Annotated in this window: 11 protein-coding genes and 3 pseudogenes; 2 read left to right on the forward strand and 12 right to left on the reverse strand. The window is 63.3% G+C overall.

Translation table 11 applies throughout. From position 1 onward, the window contains the following. Positions 1 to 37 precede the first annotated feature (37 nt). The 10 genes and pseudogenes from priA to ACP8LP_RS06310 form a co-directional block, all read right to left on the reverse strand. Entirely contained in the window at positions 38 to 802 is a 765-nt protein-coding gene (gene priA / locus ACP8LP_RS06265) for a bifunctional 1-(5-phosphoribosyl)-5-((5-phosphoribosylamino)methylideneamino)imidazole-4-carboxamide isomerase/phosphoribosylanthranilate isomerase PriA (RefSeq protein ID WP_484483045.1), read from the reverse strand. A 13-nt stretch (positions 803 to 815) separates the two neighbouring features. After that, positions 816 to 1436: an imidazole glycerol phosphate synthase subunit HisH gene (hisH, locus tag ACP8LP_RS06270; RefSeq protein ID WP_016667631.1), complete on the reverse strand. Its 621-nt coding sequence runs from the start codon at positions 1434 to 1436 to the stop codon at positions 816 to 818. Beyond that, positions 1429 to 2049, reverse strand: a complete 621-nt coding sequence (hisB, locus tag ACP8LP_RS06275) for an imidazoleglycerol-phosphate dehydratase HisB (RefSeq protein WP_016667630.1) — start codon at positions 2047 to 2049, stop codon at positions 1429 to 1431. Before hisB ends, hisH begins: the two co-directional genes overlap by 8 nt. After that, the gene (locus ACP8LP_RS06280; RefSeq protein WP_036976601.1) at positions 2049 to 3176 is read right to left on the reverse strand and encodes a histidinol-phosphate transaminase; all 1128 of its coding nucleotides are present in this window, start codon (positions 3174 to 3176) and stop codon (positions 2049 to 2051) included. Before ACP8LP_RS06280 ends, hisB begins: the two co-directional genes overlap by 1 nt. Before the next feature lie 32 nt (positions 3177 to 3208). Beyond that, on the reverse strand, positions 3209 to 4528 hold the full coding sequence (gene hisD, locus ACP8LP_RS06285; protein WP_016667628.1) for a histidinol dehydrogenase: 1320 nt from the start codon (positions 4526 to 4528) through the stop codon (positions 3209 to 3211). 4 nt (positions 4529 to 4532) lie between these two features. Further along, positions 4533 to 5087 (reverse strand): hypothetical protein, encoded by a 555-nt coding sequence (locus tag ACP8LP_RS06290; protein WP_016667627.1) that lies wholly within the window; start codon positions 5085 to 5087, stop codon positions 4533 to 4535. Beyond that, positions 5084 to 8656: a DNA polymerase III subunit alpha gene (dnaE, locus tag ACP8LP_RS06295; protein WP_016667626.1), complete on the reverse strand. Its 3573-nt coding sequence runs from the start codon at positions 8654 to 8656 to the stop codon at positions 5084 to 5086. Before dnaE ends, ACP8LP_RS06290 begins: the two co-directional genes overlap by 4 nt. A gap of 104 nt (positions 8657 to 8760) precedes the next feature. Then, on the reverse strand, positions 8761 to 9750 hold the full coding sequence (locus tag ACP8LP_RS06300; RefSeq protein ID WP_016667625.1) for a MupG family TIM beta-alpha barrel fold protein: 990 nt from the start codon (positions 9748 to 9750) through the stop codon (positions 8761 to 8763). A 3-nt stretch (positions 9751 to 9753) separates the two neighbouring features. Then, positions 9754 to 11266, reverse strand: a pseudogene (locus tag ACP8LP_RS06305) (PTS transporter subunit EIIC). Between the two features lie 16 nt (positions 11267 to 11282). After that, positions 11283 to 11735, reverse strand: a pseudogene (locus tag ACP8LP_RS06310) (N-acetylmuramic acid 6-phosphate etherase); the annotation flags it as partial. Here ACP8LP_RS06310 and ACP8LP_RS06315 point away from each other — a divergent pair. Then, positions 11734 to 12234 (forward strand): annotated as a pseudogene (locus tag ACP8LP_RS06315) (MurR/RpiR family transcriptional regulator); the annotation flags it as partial. The pseudogenes ACP8LP_RS06310 and ACP8LP_RS06315 sit on opposite strands and share 2 nt — an antisense overlap. Before the next feature lie 22 nt (positions 12235 to 12256). Further along, positions 12257 to 12916, forward strand: a complete 660-nt coding sequence (locus ACP8LP_RS06320) for an HdeD family acid-resistance protein (protein ID WP_016667620.1) — start codon at positions 12257 to 12259, stop codon at positions 12914 to 12916. A gap of 69 nt (positions 12917 to 12985) precedes the next feature. Here ACP8LP_RS06320 and pbp4b read toward each other — a convergent pair whose 3' ends face one another. Together pbp4b and ACP8LP_RS06330 are read right to left on the reverse strand one after the other, a co-directional pair. Then, positions 12986 to 15187: a penicillin binding protein PBP4B gene (gene pbp4b / locus ACP8LP_RS06325; RefSeq protein WP_484483046.1), complete on the reverse strand. Its 2202-nt coding sequence runs from the start codon at positions 15185 to 15187 to the stop codon at positions 12986 to 12988. Positions 15188 to 15196: 9 nt separating this feature from the next. After that, positions 15197 to 15499, reverse strand: coding sequence for a hypothetical protein (locus ACP8LP_RS06330; protein ID WP_016667618.1), 303 nt, complete (start codon positions 15497 to 15499; stop codon positions 15197 to 15199). Between the last annotated feature and the right edge of the window lie 62 nt (positions 15500 to 15561).

Here is a 15561-nt window from a genome sequence, read left to right on the forward strand (position 1 = left end):
ATCGGGCTGAGGAGAGCGGACGGTGAGTGACCGTCAGTCAGCCTTGGGTACGGGGGGCAGAGTCCGCCGGGATCGGTGCCCGGCACACCTCGAGGGCTTCCGGCAGGGTGAAATTACCCACGTAGAGAGCAGTTCCCACGATGGCCCCCTCCACCCCAATCGGGACCAATCCGCGCAGACGACGCAGGTCCTCGAGGGTGGCGATGCCTCCGGACGCGACGACGGTTCCCTGGATGCGCGCACAGATTCGGCCCAAGAGCTCGTAGTTCGGTCCGGTCAACATGCCGTCGCTGGCCACATCGGTAACGACGTAGCGCTTGCACCCGGCGTCCTCCAGCCGAGCCAGGACGTCGAGAACCTTGCCGCCCTCGCGAGTCCAACCGCGCGCCGCGAGCTGATCTCCCCTGACGTCCAGACCGATGGCGACCTGTTCGCCGTAGCGGCGCACGACCTCGTCGCACCAGGTGGGATTCTCCAGAGCGGCGGTACCGATGTTCACGCGAGTGGCGCCGGCCGACAGGGCCGATTCCAGGCTCTTCTGATCGCGGATACCGCCGGACACCTCGACGTTGATGTCCATCTGCTCGACGATGTTGCTGATGATCTCAGTGTTGGATCCACGTCCGAAGGCGGCGTCAAGGTCGACCAGGTGAATCCACTGGGCTCCCAGACCTCGCCACCTGTGAGCCACCTCCAGGGGATCACCGAACGCGCGTTCGGAACTGGCCACCCCCTGTTGCAACTGGACGGCGCGTCCACCCTGGACGTCAACGGCTGGAAGTAGTGTGAGTTCTCCGGTCACGAGGGTCAGGTTATCAACACACCCGAGCCAGCCACCGTTCGAGCAAGGCCAGGCCCGCCGTTCCGGACTTCTCGGGATGGAACTGGGTTGAGGTCACCGGACCAACCTCAGCGGCGGCGACGAAGGTCGCACCTTGATGGCTTGCCGTGGTGAAGTGGTCGTCAGGCCCGTCGACGAGCACCCCGTAGGAGTGGACGAAGTAGAACCTCTCGCCATCCGCATGCCGGAACAGGGTCGTCCGGGTCCCCGGTTGGACGGTGTTCCACCCCATGTGTGGCAGGCGGTCAGCCGGCAGCTCCTCGACGACACCGGGCAGTACCCCGAGGCACTCGACGTCGACGCCGCGCTCGCTGCCACGCTCGAAGAGCATCTGATGTCCGACACAGATGCCGAGCAAGGGCCGTCCCTCGTCAACCCAACGATGCACCAGGTGGTCCCCACCCATGGCGCGTAGGCCCACCATGCAGGCTGCCAAGGCTCCCACTCCGGGCAGGACGAGGGCGTCATTGTCGAGCAGGGCTCCCGGATCACGGGAAATCGTGACGGTGGCACCGACCCTGCGCAGGGCGCGCCCGGCCGAATGCAGGTTTCCCGAGCCGTGGTCAATGATGCCGACCCGCACCGGATCAGACATCGAGAGCACCCTTGGTGCTGGGGACACGCCCGGCATTGCGCGGATCCGGAGCGACGGCAATCCTCAGAGCGCGGGCCAGAGCCTTGTACTGGGCCTCGCAGATGTGGTGGGGATCCCGTCCGGCCAGCAGACGCAGGTGCACACACAGGCCAGCGTTGAGAGCCAGTGACTGCACGACGTGATAGGTCATGGATCCTTGGTAGGGAACGCCCGAACCGCCGAGACGGGCGTAGATCTGACCCTCCGGCTCTCCGGTGCACTCCACCCACGGGCGTCCAGCGACGTCAACGACGCATTGTGCAAGCGCCTCGTCGAGAGGAACCACGGCGTCACCGAAGCGAGCGATCCCTCGCTTGTCGCCGAGGGCTTGGGCCAAGGCCTGTCCCAGCGCGATGGCAGTGTCCTCGACGCTGTGGTGACCGTCGATCTCGACGTCTCCGGTGGTGGTGATCGACATGTCGATGCCTGAATGCTTGGCAAGGGCCGTGAGCATGTGGTCGTAGAAACCGACCCCGGTGGAGATGGTCGACTCCCCCTCACCGTCCAGATCAATGGAGACGTCGACGTTGGACTCGGAGGTCTCGCGGTGAATGTGAGCGCAGCGGTGGGTCATCAATCCTCCTCGGGACCGAGTCGACGAGCGGTCGGAAGGACGTCGAGCAGTGCAGCTCGGAATGCGTCGGTCTCCCGAGGAGTACCAGCGCAGACACGCAGGTAGCCGGTCGGGCCCACCTCACGGACGAGAACGCCGTGGTCGAGAAGGGCCTGGAAGACCGCATGGCGATCGGCGAACCTCCCGAAGAGGACGAAGTTCGACTGAGAAGAGACGACGTCCAGACCGTGTGCGCGCAGCCAGTCCTCGAGATTGGCACGCGTCTCGCGGAGTTCGTCGACCCGAGCGAGCATCTCGGGAGCATGGGCCAGAGCGACCCGGGCCACCACCTGGGACACCTCCGACAAGTGGTAGGGCAACCGGACAATCCGTAGGGCGTCCACCACGGCAGGAGCCGCAACGGCATATCCAAGACGACCTCCGGCCAGGGCAAACGCCTTCGAGAGGGTGCGCACCACAATGAGGCGTCCATGCTTGGGAAGCAGGGCGATTGCCGAGTCCTCCGGGGTATCGGTGAACTCCTGGTAGGCCTCGTCGACGACGACGATCGCATCGGTGGCCGAACAGACCTCGTCTATGACCGCCACCGGGATGGTGGTGCCGGTCGGGTTGTTCGGCGTGGTCAGCAGGACGACGTCCGGCTTGACCTCCTCGATGGCGCTCACGATCTCGTCGGTGGTCAGACCGTAGGAGGCATTGCGGGGACGAGTGACGTACTCGGTGTGAGTGTTGCGGGCGTACTCCGGATACATCGAGTAGGTCGGCGTGAAGGTCAGGAGAGTACGGCCCGGACCGCCGAAGGCCTGCAGGATGTGGGTCATGACCTCGTTGGACCCATTGGCCGGCCAGATCTGACCGCTGCTGACCCCGAATCCGATGTACCTGGCAAGGTCCTCGCGCAAACCCGTGGCCTCTCGGTCCGGGTAGCGATTCAGCCCCTTGCCGGCATTGGAGACGGCCTTGGCCATGTCCTTGCGCACCGATTCCGACGGTGGGTACGGGTTCTCATTGACGTTGAGACACACCGGGACGTCGAGCTGCGGGGCACCGTAGGGCTCCTCCCCCACCAGTTCGGGACGAAGCGGCAGATCAGCCAATTGAATGGGGTTCGGCTGCGGCTTGGCCATCGGACGGGGCTGGGTCGTCCGTCGACGCTGGGTCATCGCGGCCTCCTCACGGTGATGGCATTGGCATGGCCGGGCAGGTTCTCGGCCAGGGCGAAGTTCTCGACGGAATCGGCAAGGTCGAGCAGGGCGTCCTCGGTGTAGTCAATGACGTGGACAGCTCTCATGAACGAACGCACCGACAATCCCGAGGAATGGCAGGCAGCACCTGCCGTCGGCAGCACGTGGGTGGATCCGGCCGAGTAGTCACCCAGGGAGACCGGGGACCAAGGACCGACGAATATGGCACCGGCGTTGTGGACTCGCGCTGCCACCGCGGCGGCATCAGCCGTCTGGATTTCCAGGTGCTCGGCGGCATAGGCATTGACAACCTCAAGGCCTTGGTCGATGTCGCGCACCATGACTATGGCCGACTGCTCGGAGGTCAGTGAGGTACGGATCCGCTCGGAGTGCAAGGTGGCCTCGACCATGGGGGCCAACTCCTTCTCCACGGCGTCGGCCAGCTCGGTGGAATCGGTGACGAGAACAGCGGCGGCGAGCGTGTCGTGTTCGGCTTGGCTCATGAGGTCGGCAGCAACGTGACGTGGATCAGCGGTCTTGTCAGCCAGGATGGCAATCTCGGTCGGACCAGCCTCCGAGTCGATGCCGACGGTGCCACGCAGGTAGCGCTTGGCAGCAACGACATAGATGTTGCCCGGTCCGGTGACCATGTCGACCCGCGGGCAGGAATCGGCCTCGTCAGAGCCCTCGACACCGTGGGCGAACATGGCGATGGCCTGGGCGCCGCCGACGGCATAGACCTCGTCAACCCCGAGCAGGTGACACAAAGCGAGGATGTTGGGGTGCGGCAGGCCACCGAACTCAGCCTGCGGTGGGGACGCCACCGCGATCGACGCAACGCCGGCTTCCTGGGCCGGGACGACATTCATGATGACCGAGGAGGCCAACGGGGCAAATCCGCCAGGGACGTAGAGCCCCACTCGGCCTACGGGGACGATGCGCTGACTCACACGAGCACCGGCAGCCACCTCGACCGGCGCCGGCGAGGTTTCCACCTCGACCTCCCGGCACACCTGACGACGTCGACGAATGGACTCGGTGAAGGCCTGACGCAAGGTGTCGTCAAGATCGGCAGCCGCCTCGACCAGGGCCTCAGCCGGAACCCTCAGATGATCCGGAACCACATGGTCGAACTTCTCGCTGTATTCACGCAGTGCCTCGGCGCCACGGTCCTTGACCGCAGTACAGACAGGGATGATAGCCGCCATCGCGGCATCGACATCAAAGTCAGCGCGCGGCACGGCGCGACGCAGGCCGCCAGTGGTCTCACGGGTCAGATCGACGATTCTCAGCACACCGTCAGTCTAATGAAGCCTCAGTCGCCGGTTCGGAGCGTCCAGTCCGCGGAGAGCGACGCCGGGCCGTCACCAAGGATGCAATAAGCATCGGGATCATTGCTGCAAGCAACCAGACCAGCACCGACACCCAGGTGTGGAGGGCAAAATCAACCGGAACGACCTCACCCGTCTTGGCCGCAACAATGCGCTCGGCGAAGGAGTCCGGGCCGATGAGTACCCCTACCCACCAGCAGGCCAGGGCAGACAGACAGGACGACACCCCGGCAGCCAGTACTCCCCACGCACCGCGACGGCGCATCAGAACCCAGCTCAGGAAGCCGATGATCAGTCCGACGATCAGGCCCACGAGGCAGTACACGGCGTCGGTCGAAAAGACCTGGGTGAGGCCCTTCTCCGTTGTCGATGCCGCACCATCGGATCCCACCGTGTAGGTCGGCAGGGTCACCATGGAGTGCCATATCGGAGCAGCCAGTCCGCCCAGGACGATGCCCACCCCCACGACGAGCAGGCTCGACCGCAGAATCGCGAGACCGTGGGCACGGATCGTCTCGTTCATGACTGCCTCCTGGGGATGCATGAGGGGCCGAGCAGGGCCTTGAGGTCGGCCATCAGCGGCTGGCCAGTGGTGACCTTGAGTTCATCGGCAAGCCGGAAGGTGGTCGTCACCTTTCCGTCGAGGAGTCGCAGTCTCACCTCGGAGCTACCCGGGTGGTTGCGTAGCACTCCCCGCAGGCCTTCGATGGTGCCCCGGTTGCATCGTCCGCGACGTAGATCAATCGTCATGGGCGCATTGCCGGCATCGGTGAGGTCCAGCAGCCAGACGTCATTGGCCGACATCTCGACGGTCTCGTCACGTTCCCGGACGAATCCGCGCACCTTGAGGATGCTGTCTACGGCCAGTAGCGGCTCCACGCGCTGGTACACCTTCGGGAAACAGGCAATAGTGATGGAGGCGCCGAGGTCCTCCAGCGTGATAGAGGCCCAGATGTCACCGTTCTTGGTGGTACGTCGGACGATCTGGGTGACCATACCGGCAATGGTGTAGCGCCCCTCGTGATGGCCTTCAGGGTTGACGAGTTCGGCCACCGAGATGTCTGATTCGGCCTCCAGAGCAGCTTCCAGGCCTCGCAGCGGGTGATCGGAGACGTACAGACCCAACATCTCGCGCTCGAAGGCGAGCTTGGTGCTGCGGTCCCAGTCGTCCTCCGGAACCACCCTCTCGACACCCAGCTGGGTGGGTTCGGAATCGTCCCCCATGCCGAAGAGGTCGTCCTGACCATTGGCCTGGTGGCGTTTGATGTCGATGACGGCATCGACGGCCTGCTCGTAAACCGCCATCAGGCCGCGTCGGGAATGGCCCATGGAATCGAAGGCACCAGCCTTGATGAGGGACTCAATGAGCCTCTTGTTGCACACCGTCAGGCTGACCTGGTCAAGGAAGCTGAAGAAATCGGTGGCCGGGCCATTCTCCTCACGGGCCCGGATGATCTCCGTGACGGCGTTGGCACCGACATTGCGGACAGCTCCCAGGCCGAACCTGATGTCCTCACCGACAGCCGTGAACTCCAGCGAGGAGGCGTTGACGTCGGGAGGCAGGACATTGATGTGCTGGGACCGCATGTCGGCCAGGTACATCGCCATCTTGTCCTTGTCGTCACCGACGCTGGTCAGCAGGGCGGCTCCGTACTCGGCCGGGTAATTGGCCTTGAGATAGGCCGTCCAGTAGGAGACTAGTCCGTAACCGGCAGCATGGGATTTGTTGAAGGCGTATCCGGCGAAGGGGACCATGACGTCCCACAGGGTCTGGATGGCATCGTCGGAGTACCCGTGTTCACGCATGCCAGCCTGGAAGGGGATGAAGTTCTCCTCCAGGATGTGCTTCTTCTTCTTGCCCATGGCACGACGCAGAAGGTCAGCGCCACCCAGGGTGTAGCCAGCGAGCTTCCGGGCGATCGACATGATCTGCTCCTGGTACACGATGAGGTGGTACGTGGGAGCAAGGATCTCGTCGAGGTCCTCCTTGAGTTCGGGATGGATCGGGATGATCGGTTCTCGGTTGTTCTTGCGCTGGGCATATGAGATGTGTGCATTGGCACCCATCGGGCCCGGTCGGTACAGGGCCAACACGGCGACGATGTCATCGAAGCAGGTTGGTCCCATGAGACGCAGCAGGGATCGCATGGCCGTGCCATCGAGCTGGAAGACGCCCAATGTGTCGCCTCGGGCCAGCATCTCGTAGGTGTTCTCGTCATCAAGGGCAAGATCCTTGAGATCGACGTCGATCCCCCGGTTCTCCTTGATGATCTTGATGCAGTGATCCATGATGCCGAGGTTTCGCAGGCCCAGGAAGTCCATCTTCATGAGCCCCATCTCCTCGAGCTGGGGGTAGGCGAAGCCGGCGATGATCATGCCGTCCTTGTCTCGCCTGTGCATCGGCACCAGGTCGAGCAGCGGAGCGCTGGACAGGATGAAGGCACATGCGTGCACACCGGTACCGCGGATCAATCCCTCGAGACCCTTCGCCGTCTCGACAACCTTAGCGACGTCAGGATTGTCGGCAACCAGCTGGCGGAACTCCTGGCCCTCGCCATACCTCTCGTGGGAAGGATCGAAGATCTTGCTCAGCGGCACTCCCTTGCCCATAACGTCCGGGGGCATGGCCTTGGTGATCTTGTCTCCAAGGGCGAAGGGATAGCCGAGAATACGATTAGCGTCCTTGACGGCAGCCTTGGCCTTGATCTTGCCGAAGGTGTTGACCTGGCTGGTGTACTCCGCCCCGTACTTGTGGGTGACGTAATCGATGACCTTGTCACGCTGACGATCGTCGAAGTCGAGGTCGATGTCGGGCGGGTTGACGCGTTCCGGGTTGAGGAACCTCTCGAACAGCAATCCGTGTTCCAGCGGATTGATGGCGATGATGCCCGTCAGATAGGCGACGAGGGAACCGGCAGCCGATCCACGACCCGGCCCGACCGGCACGCCCATGGAGCGCGCCGCATTGCATATGTCGGAGACGACGAGGAAGTAGGAGGAGAATCCCAGCGGCTCAATGACCGAGAGCTCTGTCTCGAGACGGTCGAGGACCTCCTTGGGCGGATTCGGACCGAACTTCTCATCCATGCCCTCCTGAAGCTTCTTACGAAGCCAGGACTCCTGCGTCTCCCCCTCCGGGACGTCGAACTGCGGCATCCGGTCGACGTGATTGAAGACCTCGTCGTAGGACCCGATCATCTCGGTCAGCAGCAGGGTGTTGTCGCAGGCCTCGGGATGATCCGGGAACAGCGCCCTCATCTCGTCAGAGGACTTGATGTAGTAGCCCGAACCATTGAAGCGGAAGCGGTTCGGATCATCCTTGTTACGCCCCACACCGACGCACAGCAGGGAGTCATGGGCGTCAGCCTGGTCCTCGGTGACGTAGTGCGAGTCATTGGTGACCAGCAGAGGAATGTCCAGCCTCTTGGCCAGCCTCAGCAGGTCGGATCGCACCTGCTTCTCGATCGGGACACCATGGTCCATCAACTCGCAGAAGTAGTTCTCCTTGCCGAAGATGGCTTGGTAGGCACCCGCGGCTTGGCAGGCCTCCTCGAACTGCCCCAGGCGCAGTCGGGTCTGCACCTCGCCCGACGGGCATCCGGTGGAGGCAATGATGCCACCGGGATACTGGGACATCAGTTCGCGGTCCATGCGGGGCTTCATGTAGTAGCCCTCGTAGGAGGCCAGGGAGGACAACCGGAACAGGTTGTGGAGCCCCTCCGGGTCCTTGGCCCACATCGTCATGTGGGTGTAGCGGCCACCTCCGGACACATCCTTGCCGCCCTCCGCATCCGGATCGCCCGCGTCGCGGGAGGTTCCCCAGAATTCCTGCACCCGGGACTTGCGAGTACTCGGGGCAACATAGGCCTCGATACCGATGATCGGCTTGACCAGCGGGTTCTGATCTCCGTCGTACTTCTTGGAGATCTGGAAGAACTCGTAGGCGCCAAACATGTTGCCGTGGTCGGTCATGGCGACCGCCGGCATGCCCTGACGAGCCACCTCGGCAAAGAGCTTCTCGTTGCTGGCAGCACCATCCAGCATCGAGTACTCAGTGTGAGTGTGAAGGTGGACGAAGTCGGATCGGGCCACGGACAGTCCTTTCACGAACCGACCGGAATGGAGGTCACTCCGGCCCTGGGTGGTGCTGACTCGGACAGACTAGTCCGCACCACCGACCGGAGCGACCCGACCGCTCACGTCGGGCGGCGAACGACGAAGTCAACCTGCATCCCACCGGCCAACTGGGACACCAGATCCGTGTACGGACCAGCAATCTCACCAACCCTGACGAAGTCCCCGTCAAGCCTGTCGTCATGCACCATGAGGTGAACCTCACCGCGATATCTCCCCACGGTGTCCATCTGGAGGGATCCGGCCCTGCGGCACCCGGCGTTGGGGGCATCGGGCACACTCATTCCTCGGGTCCTCTCGATCCGCCACGAGGAGCCCGTCTCCTCCCGGCGTAGATGCCGAACCCCTGCCAGCTCCGGAACCTCCAGGTCAGCGAGGGGGAGGGTCAGGACGCCGTCCCTCTCCAGGTGGTCGATCCACCCGAGGGTCTCCTCGGTCAGGGTTCCCTCCGCCAGGGCGACCGTCATGCCCATCCGGTGCAATTCGACGACGTTGACCCAGGCATTGCAGTGACGCTGGTGTTCCAGCGTGGCAAGGCCACGATAGAGCGGGGCGCGCAGCCCTCTTTCCCCAGGGACGAATGCGACCACCGGTAGCTCATGTTCGGTGAACAGCCGCGACTGTTCGAGGCACCAGCTCCTGGTGATTCCGGTTCCTGGACGCGGGTAGAAGTTGTGCCAACCCACCGGCTCCAGATCGGCCAGCTCCTCCAAAGTGTCGACTCCAATCGTCGAGGCATTCACCGCAGTGTGTAGACCTGTCAGGTGCGCCATTCGGTGGATGTCCTCGACGTCGAACCCGAAGTCGTACCTCAGCCCGACGATGCCAACCTCTCGCAGTTGTGGACCGATCAGGTCGACGGCCACCGGGGAGACGTCGGCCCAGAAGGTCAGCCCGAAACGGCGGTGCAAGTCACCGAGGACATCGAGGAAGGACGCGACGTCACGAGCCTCCGGCAGGTGCAAGGAGGTGAAGACCTCCCCACCGTGGTCGGCGGCCTGTCGAGCAACCGGCTCCCACGCCTCGTCGGTCGGATAGAGGGACCAGATCATCGCTCAGTCCATGATCCGATCGGCCATGGACTCCTTGAAGCCGAACAGGTAGGTCAGCAGGCAGCCCATGATCACCGAGATGAGCCAGCCGCCGAGGTACCAACCCCACTTGCCGGCCGAGATCACCGGAGCCATGAGCAGGCCTGACAGGCCGAGGGCCTGGGACCCGAAGATCTCGGAGTGCTGCATGCCCCAGGCCACGAAGGCTCCTCCGAATCCGCCACCGAGACAGGCGGTGAGGAACGGGTAGAGCAGCGGCAGGGAGACGCCATAGACGAGGGGTTCTCCGATGCCCAGGATGCCGATGGGCAGCGCGCTCTTGATGACCGAACGCAGCCTCGGGATCTTCGTCTTCAGGAGGATTGCGATGGCCATTCCAACCTGTCCCGCGCCCGCCATGGCGAGGATCGGGAGCAGCTCGGTGAAGCCGCGGTTGGCGATGAGCTGGGCGTGGATCGGGGTCAGGCCCTGGTGAATGCCCAACATCGCCATCGACAGGAAGAAGGTCGCCAGGATGAATCCACCAATGGTGCCGCCCTTGGCCAGGGCGAAGTCCACCAACAGCCAGGTGAGGCCCTTCATGAGCAGCGAAGACACCGGCATGATGATGAAGATCGACGCTGCTGCACCGATGAGCAAGGTGAGGGTAGGGACAAGAAAGAGTTCAATGGCTGCCGGAATGACCTTTCGGAGCTGTTCCTCGATGACGGTGAACAACCAAGCCGTGATCATGACGCCGATGACACCGCCCAAACCAGGCTTGAGCTCACCGAACGGGAATTGTCAGCGGGACTGCTGCGGCCTTGTCGGACGCCGCAACACCTGCGAGGGCGGGCATGTAGGGCACGCCACCGGCGATGAAACCGAGGATCGGGCTGCCACCGAATTCCTTGGCAGTGTTGTGGCCGACAATGAGGTTGAGGGAGGCGACGACGATTCCTCCCAGTCCGGCGAGCACCAGGAACCATCCATCGTTGGCGACGGCAGGATCGATCATCTTCCAGATGCCGCAGATGGCGGTGACCAGGCCACAGGCGATGAATCCCGGGATGACGGGGACGAAGATGTTGCCGATGTGACGGAACATCGCCTGCACCGGGGAGGTCTGCTTGTCGCGGACCTTGTCCCTGGTGCGCTTGGCCAGATCGGCATCTCCCTCGGGGAGGGGCTCAACCCCGCCAGAAGCAGCATGTCGCGGGACGGACGAGCCCGTCGCTGTCGCAGTGTCCTCGACCGTCGCCTTCTCATCGACGACGGAAGCCGTGCCAGACTTCCCCAGGACCTCACCGAAGGCTGCGCGCAACCTTTCGGCATGGCCAGGCCCGACGACGACCTGCAGCTGCTTGCCCTCGACAACTCCAAGCACCCCGTCGAGACCCTTGATGGCCTCCACGTCAGCGGATTGTGGGGTGACGAGGTTGAGCCGCAACCGCGTCATGCAGTTGGTGAACGACCCGACGTTATCAGGACCCCCGACGAGGTCGAGTATTCGCTGCGCAAGAGCTTTGTAATCCATGACGTCCTCCTGGAAGTCAGATGTGGGGGTGGTCTTGGTCAACAGCGGCGCGAACCGCTCCGCCAGATGTCGTCAGTCGTTCTCGGGCTTGTGCCGCCGTCATGTCCAGCAGGATCATGACGATGGCCGTCTTGGCGTGACCGTCAGCCTCATGAAGGGCGATAACGGCCTGGTCCCGGGTGCATGCCGTCGCGGACACGACGATGGACACGGCACGTTGCCGCAGTTTCTCGTTGCTCGGAGAGACGTCGACCATGAGGTTCCCGTAAGTCTTACCGAGCCCGACCATGGTCGCCGTGGAGATCATGTTGAGGACGGGTTTTTGTGCCGTTCCGGCCTTCAGACGGGTCGACCCGGTGAGCACCTCTGGGCCGGCGTCGATCTCGACGGGCAGATCGGCCTCGTCACTGATGAGGGCGTCATGGTTGCAACACACTGACGCCGTGTGGGCACCGGCCTGCTTGGCGGACCCGGAAGAGCTCGAAGCCGTGGCCAGCGCCATCTCCATCGCGCCGCGGACCGTCCTCTTCGGAGTCGGTTCCAGCGGGCTCGTGGCCGACGATCTCTCCCAGAAGCTGGAACGCATCGGTCTGGTCTGCCAACATCACAACGACACCCACATCCAACTCGTCCATGCCGCACTGTGCGGACAAGCGTGCGTCGCCGTGGGAATCTCGTTCAGCGGTAGCACCCAGGAAGTCGTCGAGACTCTCACCGTGGCTCGGGCCCACGGTGCCACGACGGTCGCCATGACGGGAGTGCCCCAGTCCCCCGTCGCGCAGCTGTCGGATCACGTTCTCGTCACCCCAGCCCGCGAAACCCAGGTCCGGGCCGGAGCAATGTCTAGCCGAATGTCTCAGTTGGCCGTCATCGACTTCCTCTTCGCCAGGGTCGCTCAGCTGTGCATGGACGATCTTGAAACCCACCTGACCAGCACCCGAACGGCAGTCAGCACTCACCGGACCTGAGGTCCTCACGTAGACTTGAGTCATGTCGTCACAGACCCTGACAAAGACCTGGAAGTCAATTTGGTGGATTCCCCTCACGAAGGGGATCCTCGCGATCATCGCGGCGGTGATGGCTGTCGTCTGGTCCCACCAGACCATGGAGGCCATCGTGGTGATCGTCGGTGTCTACGCCATCGTCGACTCCGTCATGACTCTCATCAATGCTCAGGCTCTTCGCGGCATGGTTGGCACCGGGTTCATGACAGCTTGGGGCATTATCGGCATCATCATTGGCCTCGTCCTCATCGTCCACCCTGGATTCTCACTCCACGTCATCGCCATCCTCATCGGAGTTTGGCTGGTTCTCCTCGGCGTTGCGGCGACCGGTTTTGCCCTGCCGATGAGGTTCGTCACCGAGAAGGCCTGGGCCTGGATGCTCGGCGGCGGCATCGGACTGTTCGCGCTGGGCATCGTCATCCTCGTCCACCCCGGATTCGGCGTGGTGGCCATGAGCTGGCTGCTGGCCATCGGCGTCCTGCTCTACGGCGTTGCCAACATCGCCATCGCAGTGAGTGTCCACAAGATCACGAACTCCATTTCCTCGGCAGTACGGCGAGATCCACGCAATACCCTCATCGAGGGTGAGGTCGTCGATTCCCCCGCGACCTCTCAGGAGACCTCACCCCACCGCGAACTCAAGTGACGAGTGGCCCTGAGCACCTACTGCGGCCCGGCCTCCAAGCCGGGCCGCAGTGTCATGTGTTGATCCGGATCATGCACCGGTATGCGGGAGACCGCGCGGGTGGCCATCAGATGTCCCTGAGCCGGGACGATTCGTCGGTGACGGGGTAGAAGTATGCGCTGCGGACCGCTCGGGAACCGTGACCTGCGCAATCCGATCATCCTCGGACAAGGCCGAGTACACCCGTGAGATGAGCCCGACGTAATCAGCCAGGGGGAAGGCACCGGCGGCGAATCCATTCGGTGGTTCGACGACCGGACTGTGACGCATGTTCGTCAACAGGACGATCTGGATGTCCCGGACCGGGTCGACCATCGTGATCGTTCCGGTCCACCCGGTGTGGCCGAAGGCGGCGGCGCTCGGCCCGCCGTGGAAGTAGTAGTACTTGTTCGTGCGCCATCCCAGACCATAGGTGCCGTCGTCATCGTCAGGAACGAGGAAATGTCGCAGGACGTCGGGACGGAAGTACTCCCGACCGTCATAGATGCCCTCGTTGGACATCAGCTGCAGCAGCACCCCGAGGTCGTCCGCGGTGGAGAACAATCCGGCATGTCCGGAGACCCCGGACATGGTGTAGAAGGCCTTCTCGTCCTGGACTTGGCCCCACACCGTCTCGGTACGGATGAAAGCAGGCTGACCATCGGGGAGGACACCGAAATCGACATTCCCGTCACGGGTGTTGCCATTGAGTTCGGTCGCGGCGATGAGCGTGCGCGACTCCCCCTGATCCAGCGGGCGGAATCCGGTGTGCCTCAGGCCGAGGCTCCGGTAGACCCCGTCCTGGAGGTACTGATGCAGTGGCTGACCGACGATCTGCTCGACGACGAGGCCGAGGATCATGTAGTCGACGTCGCTGTAGGCCCGCTCGGTGCGCGGAGCGTGCATGAGCGGGGTGCGACAGATGCGGTCAATCGCCTCCGCCCGATTCGCGACATCGTCAAGGTTCTGCAGGTAGAGATCGCCCGCGACCTCGGCATTGGGGTACTGGGGATCCGGAATGAGTCCGCCCCGGTGATGCATGAGATCAATAAGTCGAATGGTGTCCTTCCCAGTGTACCTGTCCTTGATACCGCCTGATCCGCCTACGGTCCACGAACCCGTGTAGACCGTCGATTCGTCTCGGAAGGCCTGCCAGCCAGGCAGGGTGCACACCCGTCTCGACATATCAATACGTCCCTGACTGACGAGCATCTGGAGGGCCAAATTGGCGGCATACATCTTGGTGTTCGAGGCGATGTCGAACTGGGTGGACGCCGTCACCGGAATCTGCTGGGTAGCCGGGAGGAGGTGGGCCGGACGGACCGAGCCGTCAACCACCTTGGTGGAGTACTTGAGGGCCTGACCCGCGTGGTGACGCCACGCGACCTGACCATGACGGGCTACTAGCACGCTCGTACCAGAGAAACCACGCTTCACCTGGTCATTAATCCAGGTACCGATCTCGGAGAGTTTTCCCTTGTCGAAGCCGAGGGACTCGGCATCGCCACTGGTGACCAAAGAGTCATACCCGACGTGAATCCGCTGCAGGGCGAGCAGCTGGCCGCCGACGCAGACGACCCTGATGTCCCAGAGCCGACGCACTGCTCCCAGGCTCAGCCAGTATTGACCGTCAGACATCTGCCCGTCGACGGTCTCGATCATGATCTCGGGATTGTCGTGGAAGAACTCGTCGTCAAAGTTCCTCGTGAAGAGGTTGCGCCGGGTGTCGAAGACGTCGAGGTCTCGCCCCCTCCGCACCGACAGCAGGTCCGCTGGCGAGGCAGCTTCTCCGTCGAATGGGGTCTGGCCACGAGTCACGATCCAGCCGAAGGCCTTGGCCAGCCAATCGACGTTCATCCTGTTCCCTCGCGCTGCTGAGGAGGGGACTGAAAGGGCACGGCCGTAGGTCGCCGGATCCTCGCAGTTGTCGTCATGGAGGATCCACACCTCAGAGGTGTCACCTCTGACGATCCAGCGCCATCTCCCGGAACCAGAGCGCACTGCAAAGCGACGGGAGACGGTCGACAAGGTGACATCCCGGGACCAGGTCTTCGGTGTGGTGGCAAAACGGCGGACGTGTCCATCGAGGTTTTTCACCTCGACATGACACGAGGCTGCTGCCCCCACAAGGTGAATGGTGAAGTCGCCATGTCCGGAGGCCGTGGCGCGGGTGACTCTGGCAGCCAGGGGTGCGGCCATGATCGCGCCTATCGAGGCGCCCAACACGGTTCTGCGTCGCAGGTCGTCATTCATAGCGGAACACTAGACGGAGGGTGGTTCACGACGGTCGTCGTGCTCGTCCTCCATACCAAGCTCGTGATCGAGACGGTCATCCAAGGACCGAGCCCTGCGCTGGGAGGCCAGATAGGCCCACCAGACCCCGGCACCGATGATGCCCAGGAAGGATGCAGCCCCACCGAAGGCGCCCAGCACGAAGCGCGGATCGCTCTGGCTCGATGCCGTCAGCCCGACGACGTCAAGCACCACGAAAAGCGCGACGCACACCCACGTCAGCACCCTGGCGTGATGAATCGCCGAATCGAGATCCTGCTGATCATCGTTCATCCCAGCAGTCTCCTCCCACCCGGTGTCTCCTGTCGAACCCACAAGGCTCCATTCCCGTCGAG

The organism is Cutibacterium sp. LaCa_89 (assembly GCF_058177555.1).

Bases quoted from the DNA above. Each gene is read 5' to 3' on its own strand.
- hisH (WP_016667631.1), bottom strand. From the start codon at position 1,436: ATGTCTGATCCGGTGCGGGTCGGCATCATTGACCACGGCTCGGGAAAC.
- hisB (WP_016667630.1), bottom strand. From the start codon at position 2,049: ATGACCCACCGCTGCGCTCACATTCACCGCGAGACCTCCGAGTCCAAC.
- ACP8LP_RS06280 (WP_036976601.1), bottom strand. From the start codon at position 3,176: ATGGCCAAGCCGCAGCCGAACCCCATTCAATTGGCTGATCTGCCGCTT.
- ACP8LP_RS06290 (WP_016667627.1), bottom strand. From the start codon at position 5,087: ATGAACGAGACGATCCGTGCCCACGGTCTCGCGATTCTGCGGTCGAGC.
- ACP8LP_RS06300 (WP_016667625.1), bottom strand. From the start codon at position 9,750: ATGATCTGGTCCCTCTATCCGACCGACGAGGCGTGGGAGCCGGTTGCT.
- ACP8LP_RS06320 (WP_016667620.1), top strand. From the start codon at position 12,257: ATGTCGTCACAGACCCTGACAAAGACCTGGAAGTCAATTTGGTGGATT.
- pbp4b (WP_484483046.1), bottom strand. From the start codon at position 15,187: ATGAATGACGACCTGCGACGCAGAACCGTGTTGGGCGCCTCGATAGGC.
- ACP8LP_RS06330 (WP_016667618.1), bottom strand. From the start codon at position 15,499: ATGAACGATGATCAGCAGGATCTCGATTCGGCGATTCATCACGCCAGG.